Source organism: Streptomyces sp. OfavH-34-F (assembly GCF_022347745.1).
Taxonomy (GTDB): domain Bacteria; phylum Actinomycetota; class Actinomycetes; order Streptomycetales; family Streptomycetaceae; genus Streptomyces.
This window is the reverse complement of sequence record NZ_JAKRGC010000008.1, coordinates 59753-66793: the sequence shown is the minus strand read 5'-3', so window position 1 is coordinate 66793 and position 7041 is coordinate 59753. Positions and strand designations below refer to the sequence as shown.

At 73.8% G+C, this 7041-nt stretch carries 8 protein-coding genes; 4 read left to right on the top strand and 4 right to left on the bottom strand.

From position 1 onward, the window contains the following. A partial coding sequence (locus MHW47_RS03480; RefSeq protein ID WP_239221101.1) for a HAMP domain-containing sensor histidine kinase occupies positions 1-1214 on the bottom strand: 1214 nt, incomplete at its 3' end. Then, positions 1211-1891, bottom strand: coding sequence for a response regulator transcription factor (locus tag MHW47_RS03475; protein ID WP_308381337.1), 681 nt, complete (start codon positions 1889-1891; stop codon positions 1211-1213). The genes MHW47_RS03475 and MHW47_RS03480, both read right to left, overlap by 4 nt. 161 nt (positions 1892-2052) lie before the next feature. Here MHW47_RS03475 and MHW47_RS03470 point away from each other — a divergent pair, with 161 nt between their 5' ends. Genes MHW47_RS03470 through MHW47_RS03460 form a run of 3 tightly spaced genes read left to right on the top strand, consistent with a single transcriptional unit; the run spans position 2053 to position 4525 of the window. Beyond that, complete coding sequence (locus tag MHW47_RS03470) at positions 2053-2361, top strand: helix-turn-helix transcriptional regulator (RefSeq protein WP_239221100.1); 309 nt, start codon at positions 2053-2055, stop codon at positions 2359-2361. Then, positions 2358-3470, top strand: a complete 1113-nt coding sequence (gene arsB / locus MHW47_RS03465; RefSeq protein WP_239221099.1) for an ACR3 family arsenite efflux transporter — start codon at positions 2358-2360, stop codon at positions 3468-3470. The genes MHW47_RS03470 and arsB overlap by 4 nt, the downstream gene beginning before the upstream one ends. After that, the gene (locus tag MHW47_RS03460; RefSeq protein ID WP_239221098.1) at positions 3467-4525 is read left to right on the top strand and encodes an ArsO family NAD(P)H-dependent flavin-containing monooxygenase; all 1059 of its coding nucleotides are present in this window, start codon (positions 3467-3469) and stop codon (positions 4523-4525) included. The genes arsB and MHW47_RS03460 overlap by 4 nt, the downstream gene beginning before the upstream one ends. A 4-nt stretch (positions 4526-4529) precedes the next feature. Here MHW47_RS03460 and MHW47_RS03455 read toward each other — a convergent pair whose 3' ends face one another. Beyond that, positions 4530-5042, bottom strand: a complete 513-nt coding sequence (locus tag MHW47_RS03455) for a GNAT family N-acetyltransferase (protein ID WP_239221097.1) — start codon at positions 5040-5042, stop codon at positions 4530-4532. A gap of 24 nt (positions 5043-5066) precedes the next feature. Further along, positions 5067-5441: a helix-turn-helix transcriptional regulator gene (locus MHW47_RS03450; protein ID WP_239221096.1), complete on the bottom strand. Its 375-nt coding sequence runs from the start codon at positions 5439-5441 to the stop codon at positions 5067-5069. Positions 5442-5636: 195 nt separating this feature from the next. Here MHW47_RS03450 and MHW47_RS03445 point away from each other — a divergent pair, with 195 nt between their 5' ends. Then, entirely contained in the window at positions 5637-7040 is a 1404-nt protein-coding gene (locus MHW47_RS03445) for an NAD(P)-binding domain-containing protein (protein WP_239221095.1), read from the top strand. Position 7041: the final 1 nt, after the last annotated feature.

The window sequence follows — 7041 nt, the reverse complement described above, 5'->3', positions numbered from 1 at the left end:
GGCGGCGGGCACTCCGGCAGCCGGATGGTGAACCGGGCGCCGTGACCGGGGCGGCCGGTGGCGGCGACGGACCCGCCGTGCCGCGTGACGACCTCCCGCAGCAGCGCGAGCCCCAGCCCGTACCGGCCGCCGTCGCCGCTGCCCCGGTGGAAGCGCTGGAACAGCTGGTCCACCGCGCCCGGTTCGAAGCCCGGCCCGGTGTCCGCGACGGCCAGCACCACCGTGCGCCCGGAGCGCGACAGGGCCACCCCGATCCGGCCCCGCTCCGGCGTGTGCCGGATCGCGTTGGCCAGCAGCTCGCCCACGGCGCGCCGCAACGCTGACGGGATGCCGTCCACGAAGAGCGGATGCGGTGGCCCGTCCACGACGACGGTGAGGCGGCGGGCCCGCACCCGGTCCGCTTCCTCGGCCACCACGGACCGGGCCAGCGCGACGAGATCGACAGGCCGGCGTTCGCTCCGCCGCGCCGGACCCGCGGCGAGGCTCGCGGACCGCAGCAGATCGTCGAGCACCTCGCCGAGCCGGCCCGTCGAGGCGACCAGCCGGGCCAGCCGGTCGCGGTGCGGGACCGGGAGATCCTGGTCGGCCGCCTGCCGCACCAGCAGCTGCGCCCGCGTGTGCACCTGGGTGATCGGGGTGCGCAGCTCGTGACTGGCGTCCGTGACGAACCGGTGCTGCCGGGTCAGCGCCTCCGCCAGCGGTGCCACGGCACGGCGGCCGAGGAACACCCCCGTGACGGCCGCGGCGAGCAGCCCCACCACCTCCGCCACGCCCAGCGCGAACCACAGGTGGCTGCGGTCGGCGAGCTGGAAGCGCATGTCGAACACCGCCTGCACCACGCCCCCGTCCGCCCGGGGCTGGGTCCGCACCAGATAGACCGTGCGATCGCGTTCCACCGTGCGCTCCACGGCCTCCCCGGTGCGGCGGGCCTCCGCCAGGTCGGCGTGGAGCGGGAACCCGGCCGGGGCGTTGGACAGGGGTGCCACGCCGGGCGCGTACAGCCAGGTGCACACGGGCGGCCGGGCCGGATCGCCGTACATCGCCCCGTGGCGCAACTCGCGCCACACCTGCCCGTTCTGCGCGTCCACCATCACCGTGTGCGCGACGCCGCCGACGACCGTGACCAGCAGCGTGATGATCGTGCCGGTGATGACGGCGATCCGCAGGCGCGCCCGCCGCACCGCCGTCCACTCGGCCGGAGCGGACGGAGTCACAGGGCCCCCAGCCGGTAGCCGAGGCCGCGGACCGTGCGCACGACCTGCCGGCCGAGCTTGCGGCGCAGGTAGTAGACGTAGGTGTCGACGATGGACGACGCGGGCGCCTCCTGGAACACCAGCCGGCGCAGCTCCGCCCGCGAGTGCACGGCTTCCGGGCGCGAGGCGAGCGCCCACAGCAGCGCGAACTCCCGCGCCGCGAGGGCGACCTGCTCCCCGTTCGCCAGCTCGACCTCCCGCCGGCCGACGTACAGCTGCCCCGAACCGATGCTCAGGACATCGGCGGCCTCCAGCGCCCTGCGGCGCAGGGCCCGTAACCGCGCCCCGAGTTCGTCCAGGTCGAACGGTTTGACGAGATAGTCGTCGGCCCCGGCGTCCAGCCCGTCGACCCGGTCGTGCACCGTGCCCATCGCGGTCAGCAGGAGCACCGGCGTACGCACGGAGCGGGACCGTAACCGGCTCACCAGGCCGAGCCCGTCGAGCGCCGGCAGCCGCCGGTCGACGACGAGCACGTCGTACGGCCGGGTGAGGCCGAGGTGCAGCCCCCGCTGGCCGTCGGCCGCGAGATCGACCGCGTACCCCTCGTCCCGCAGCACGTCGGCCAGCATGCAGGCCAGCTCCCGGTCGTCCTCGACCAGCAGAAGCCGCCAAGGCTCCCGCGACTGCCTCTGCGCCACAGTTCCCACTCCCCTCGCCCTCCCCGCAACCCCTGACAACGCCCCCACGGAAGACGGGGTTCCCCATCCTGGGAGCGCTTCCAGCCCGCACGGGACCCGCCGACGGCCCCGACATCAGCATCCGCTGGTATCAGTCAACGATGATGTGCGAATATCAGTGCATGCTGACTTCAGTCGATCCTGATGTGATCCGGGCGCTGGGCGATCCGCTCCGGCTGCGGATCGTGGCCCTGCTGGCACGCGAGACGCTGTGCACCACGCACCTGGTGGAGGAGACCGGGGCCAAGCAGACCAACCTGTCCAACCACATGAAGGTGCTGCGCGAGGCGGGCCTGGTGGAGACCGAGCCGTGCGGCCGCTTCACCTACTACAGGCTCAAGCCCGAGGTGCTGGACGGACTGTCCGAGCGGTTCGCCGGGCTGGCTGCCTCCGCCCGCGCCGCCGCCGGGAACAGGAGGGCCTGCCCGTGACCTCCACCGAACCCACCACCGCCCCCGCCCCGGCGGGCGGCGAGGGCGATTCGATCGTCAGGAAGCTCTCCACCCTCGATCGCTACCTCGCGGTGTGGATTCTGCTCGCGATGGCCGTCGGCCTGGGGCTGGGCCGCCTGATCCCGGGGATGAACGACGCGCTCGCCAGCATCGAGATCAGTGGGATCTCCCTGCCCATCGCGCTCGGCCTGCTCGTGATGATGTACCCGGTTCTCGCGAAGGTCCGCTACGACCGGCTCGACCGCGTGACCGGCGACCGGAAGCTGATGGTCTCCTCGCTGGTGATCAACTGGATCGTCGGCCCGGCGGTGATGTTCGCCCTGGCGTGGCTCTTCCTGCCGGACCTGCCCGAGTACCGCACCGGTCTGATCATCGTCGGGCTGGCCCGCTGCATCGCCATGGTCATCATCTGGAACGACCTCGCCTGCGGCGACCGCGAGGCCGCAGCCGTCCTCGTCGCCCTCAACAGCGTCTTCCAGGTGCTGGCGTTCGGCCTGCTGGGCTGGTTCTACCTCGACCTGCTGCCCCGCTGGATGAACCTCGGAGACGGCCAGGGCCTGGACGTCTCGGTGTGGCACATCGCGCTGAACGTCGTCATCTTCCTCGGCATCCCGCTGCTGGCCGGCTTCCTCACCCGCCGCGTCGGTGAGCGGAGGATGGGACGCGCCGGCTACGAGGCCACGTTCCTGCCGAGGATCGGCCCGTGGGCGCTGTACGGGCTGCTGTTCACGATCGTCATCCTCTTCGCCCTGCAGGGCAGGACCATCACCTCGCAGCCGCTGGACGTCGCCCGGATCGCACTGCCGCTGCTGGTGTACTTCGCGGTCATGTTCTTCGGCACCTTTCTGCTCGGCAAGGGGCTGGGCCTGGCCTACGACCGCACCACGACCCTCGCCTTCACGGCGGCGGGCAACAACTTCGAGCTGGCCATCGCCGTCGCCATCGCCACCTTCGGCGTCACCTCCGGCCAGGCCCTGTCCGGGGTCGTCGGCCCGCTCATCGAAGTCCCGGTGCTCATCGGCCTGGTCCATGTCGCGCTCGCCTGGCGGCGGAGGTTCGCCCCGGACGCGGTGACGACGGCCCCGTGACACGGCAGACGGACGTGGTGGTGGTCGGCGGCGGCCAGGCCGGGCTCGCCGCCGGCTACCACCTGCGCCGCCGCGGCCTCGACTTCGTGATCCTGGACGCGGGCGAGGCGCCGGGCGGGTCCTGGCGGCACATGTGGGACTCGCTGCGCCTGTTCTCCCCGGCCGAGCACTCCTCCCTGCCCGGCCGCCTCATGCCCGTCCAGCAGGGCGCGACGTACCCGGATGCCGGGCACGTTGTGGACTACCTCGCCGACTACGAGAAGCGCTACGACCTGCCGGTCCGGCACGGCACCCGCGTGAACGCCGTACGCCGGGACGCGGACCGGCTCCTGGTGGAGGCGGACACCGGCGTCTGGCGGGCGAAGGCGGTCATCAGCGCCACCGGCAGCTGGGACCGGCCCTTCCTCCCCGCCGCGTCCAACCGGAGCACCTTCGCGGGGCTGCAGCTGCACACGGTGGACTACCGCGCCCCGGCCGACTTCGCCGGCCAGCGGGTCGTCGTGGTCGGCGGCGGGAACTCCGGCGCCCAGATCGCCGCCGACCTCGCCCTGGACGGCCGCGTCGAGGTGACCTGGACCACCAGGCGCCCACCCCGGTTCCTGCCGGACGACATCGACGGCCGCGCCCTGTTCGACGTCGCGACCGCCCGCCGCCGCGCCCTGGACGCCGGACGCCCCGACACCGGCGGAGTCGCCTCCCTCGGTGACATCGTGGCCGTGCCGCCCGTGCGCGCCGCCCGCGACGCCGGACTGCTGACCGCGCGGCCGGTGTTCGCCCGGCTGACCGCCACCGGTGTCCAGTGGGCCGACGGCAGCCGCCTCGACGCGGACGCGATCATCTGGTGCACCGGATTCCGCCCCGCCCTGACCCACCTTGCCCCGCTGAACCTGCGCGGACCGCGCGGGCACCTCCCGACCGCCGGAACACGCGTGCCGGGCGAGCCGCGGCTGCACCTGGTCGGCTACGGCGACTGGACCGGCCCCGCCTCGGCCACCCTCATAGGCGTCGGCCGCACCGCCCGCGACGCCGCCGCCGCGATCGCCCGCCTGCTCTGAGCGGTCAGGTGACGGCGGGGCTGCGTCGCTCGACGAGCACCACGTCACGCCACACGCCGTGGTGGCGCCCGATCCGTTCCCGCGACCCGAGCACACGGAAGCCGGCCCGCCGGTGCACGGCGAGACTGGCGGCGTTCTCGGGGAAGATCCCGGACTGGATCGTCCAGATCCCGGCCTGCTCCGTGGAGTCCACCAGCGCCTTCAACAGGGCGGCGGCGACACCGCGACCGCGCGCGGCGGGGTGTACGTAGACGGAGTGTTCGACCACGCCCGCGTACGCGCACCGGTCGGAGACCCGGCTCGCGGCCACCCAGCCCAGCACCGTCCCGTCGGCGTCGACGGCGGCGAAGCGGTGCCCGGGCAGTTTCGCCGCGTCGAACGTCTCCCAGTCCGGGGCGGTGGTCTCGAAGGTGGCGTTCCCCTCGTCGATCCCCGTCTGATAGATCGCGAGCACCTGCCCCGCGTGGTCCGCCTCCAGCGGCACGATCACCGCGTTCGCGGAAGAACCGCTCGTCATGACAGCCTCCTCTTCCCGTGCCGGTCAGGCCGCGGCCGGCGGAGTGAGCAGGCTGCCCATTCCCGCCAGCACGGACGGCTCGACCCGGTAGTAGACCCAGGTGCCGCGCCGCTCGGAGGTCAGCAGCCCGGCCTCCTTCAGCTTCTTCAGATGGTGGGACACCGTGGGCTGGGAGACCCCGACGTCGGAGATGTCGCACACGCACGCCTCGCCGCCCTCGTGCGAGGCCACGGCCGAGAAGAGGCGCAGGCGGACCGGGTCACCGAGCGCCTTGAACATCCGCGCGGCCCGCTCGGCCTCCTCGGCGGTCAACGGCCGTTCGGCCAACGGCGGGCAGCACGGTGTGACGCCCTCACCGTCGGCGGGATCGAGCAGCGGCAGCGCCTTCGCATTCGACATGCATCTATGTTGACATACGTCGAACCAGTGGGGGAGGCCGGTCGCGGACGCGCCGGGCGGGTGGCCCGCCCGCCGTGCTCCTCGTCTCGGCGCGTCCATGAATTCGATAGGCGTCTATGTTGACGCTCATCGATACAGGTGCCATGCTGGGCCGCGTAAGCCATCGACAGACGTCGAAACACGCAAGGAGTCGCCGTGAACGCGCCCGCCACCACCGAGTTGCCCGTCGCCGTGATCGGTGCCGGCCCCACCGGGCTGGCCGCCGCCACCCACCTCCTGGAGCAGGGCATCGAACCGCTCGTCCTGGAGGCCGGGCCCGCCGCCGGGGCCGCCGTGCGGGAGTGGTCGCACGTACGCCTGTTCTCCACCTGGGCCGAGGTCGTCGACCCCGCCGCCGAAAGGCTCCTCGCGCCCACCGGCTGGACCCGCCCCGACCCGGCCGCCTACCCCTCCGGCGGGGACTGGGCCGACCGCTACCTGCAACCGCTCGCCGACGCCCTCGGCGACCGCGTCCGCACCGGCGCGCGGGTCACCGGCGTCTCCCGGACCGGCCGGGACCGGATCGTGGACGCCGACCGCGACACCCAGCCCTTCGTCGTGCACGTCGCCCACGCCGACGGCCGCGAGGAGCGCCTGTTCGCCCGGGCCGTCATCGACGCCTCCGGCACCTGGGCCACGCCGTCCCCGGCCGGCGCCAGCGGACTGCCCGCGCTCGGCGAGAAGGCGGCCGCGGACCGGATCAGCTACCGCGTCCCGGACCTCGCCGACCCCGCCGTCCGCGCCCGGTACGCGGGCAGGCGCACCGCCGTCATCGGCTCCGGGGCCTCCGCCTTCACCGCCCTCGCCACCCTGGCCGACCTCGCCGAGTCCCCCGACGGAGCGGGAACCAAGAGCGTGTGGATTCTGCGCCGGGGGATCTCCGGGTCCACGTTCGGCGGCGGCGAAGCCGACCAGCTCCCGGCGCGAGGCGCACTGGGGCTCGCCGCCAAGGCCGCCGTCGAGGAGGGCCACGCGGACGCGGTCACCGGCTTCCGCACCGAGGCGATCGAACGCGCGGAAGACGGCCGCCCGGTCCTCGTCGCGGAGGACGGCCGCCGTCTGGACCCGGTCGACGAGGTCATCGTGCTGACCGGCCTCCGCCCCGACCTGACCTTCCTGGACGAGCTGCGCCTCGGGCTCGACGACCGCCTCCAGGCGCCCGTCGCCCTGGCCCCTCTGATCGACCCCAACCAGCACTCCTGCGGCACCGTCTACCCGCACGGCCACCGCGAACTCGCCCACCCCGAGCAGGGCGTCTACCTCGTGGGCATGAAGTCGTACGGCCGTGCCCCGACCTTCCTCGCCATGACCGGCTACGAGCAGGTCCGGTCCGTCGCCGCCGCCCTCGCCGGCGACCTCGACGCCGCCGACCGCGTGGAACTCACCCTGCCGGAGACCGGAGTCTGCGGGGGTGCCGGCCTGTTCGATACCCCGGACGCCGCCGAGGCCGACAGCGGCTGCTGTGCGCCCGCGCCGCAGCTCGTCCGGCTCGGCGCACCCGCCGCAGCCGGGACGCCCGCCGAGCAGGGCCCGACCCCGGGCGGCTGCTGCGGGTCGTGAC

Bases quoted from the DNA above. Each gene is read 5' to 3' on its own strand.
- MHW47_RS03470 (WP_239221100.1), top strand. From the start codon at position 2,053: ATGCTGACTTCAGTCGATCCTGATGTGATCCGGGCGCTGGGCGATCCG.
- MHW47_RS03455 (WP_239221097.1), bottom strand. From the start codon at position 5,042: ATGACGAGCGGTTCTTCCGCGAACGCGGTGATCGTGCCGCTGGAGGCG.
- MHW47_RS03450 (WP_239221096.1), bottom strand. From the start codon at position 5,441: ATGTCGAATGCGAAGGCGCTGCCGCTGCTCGATCCCGCCGACGGTGAG.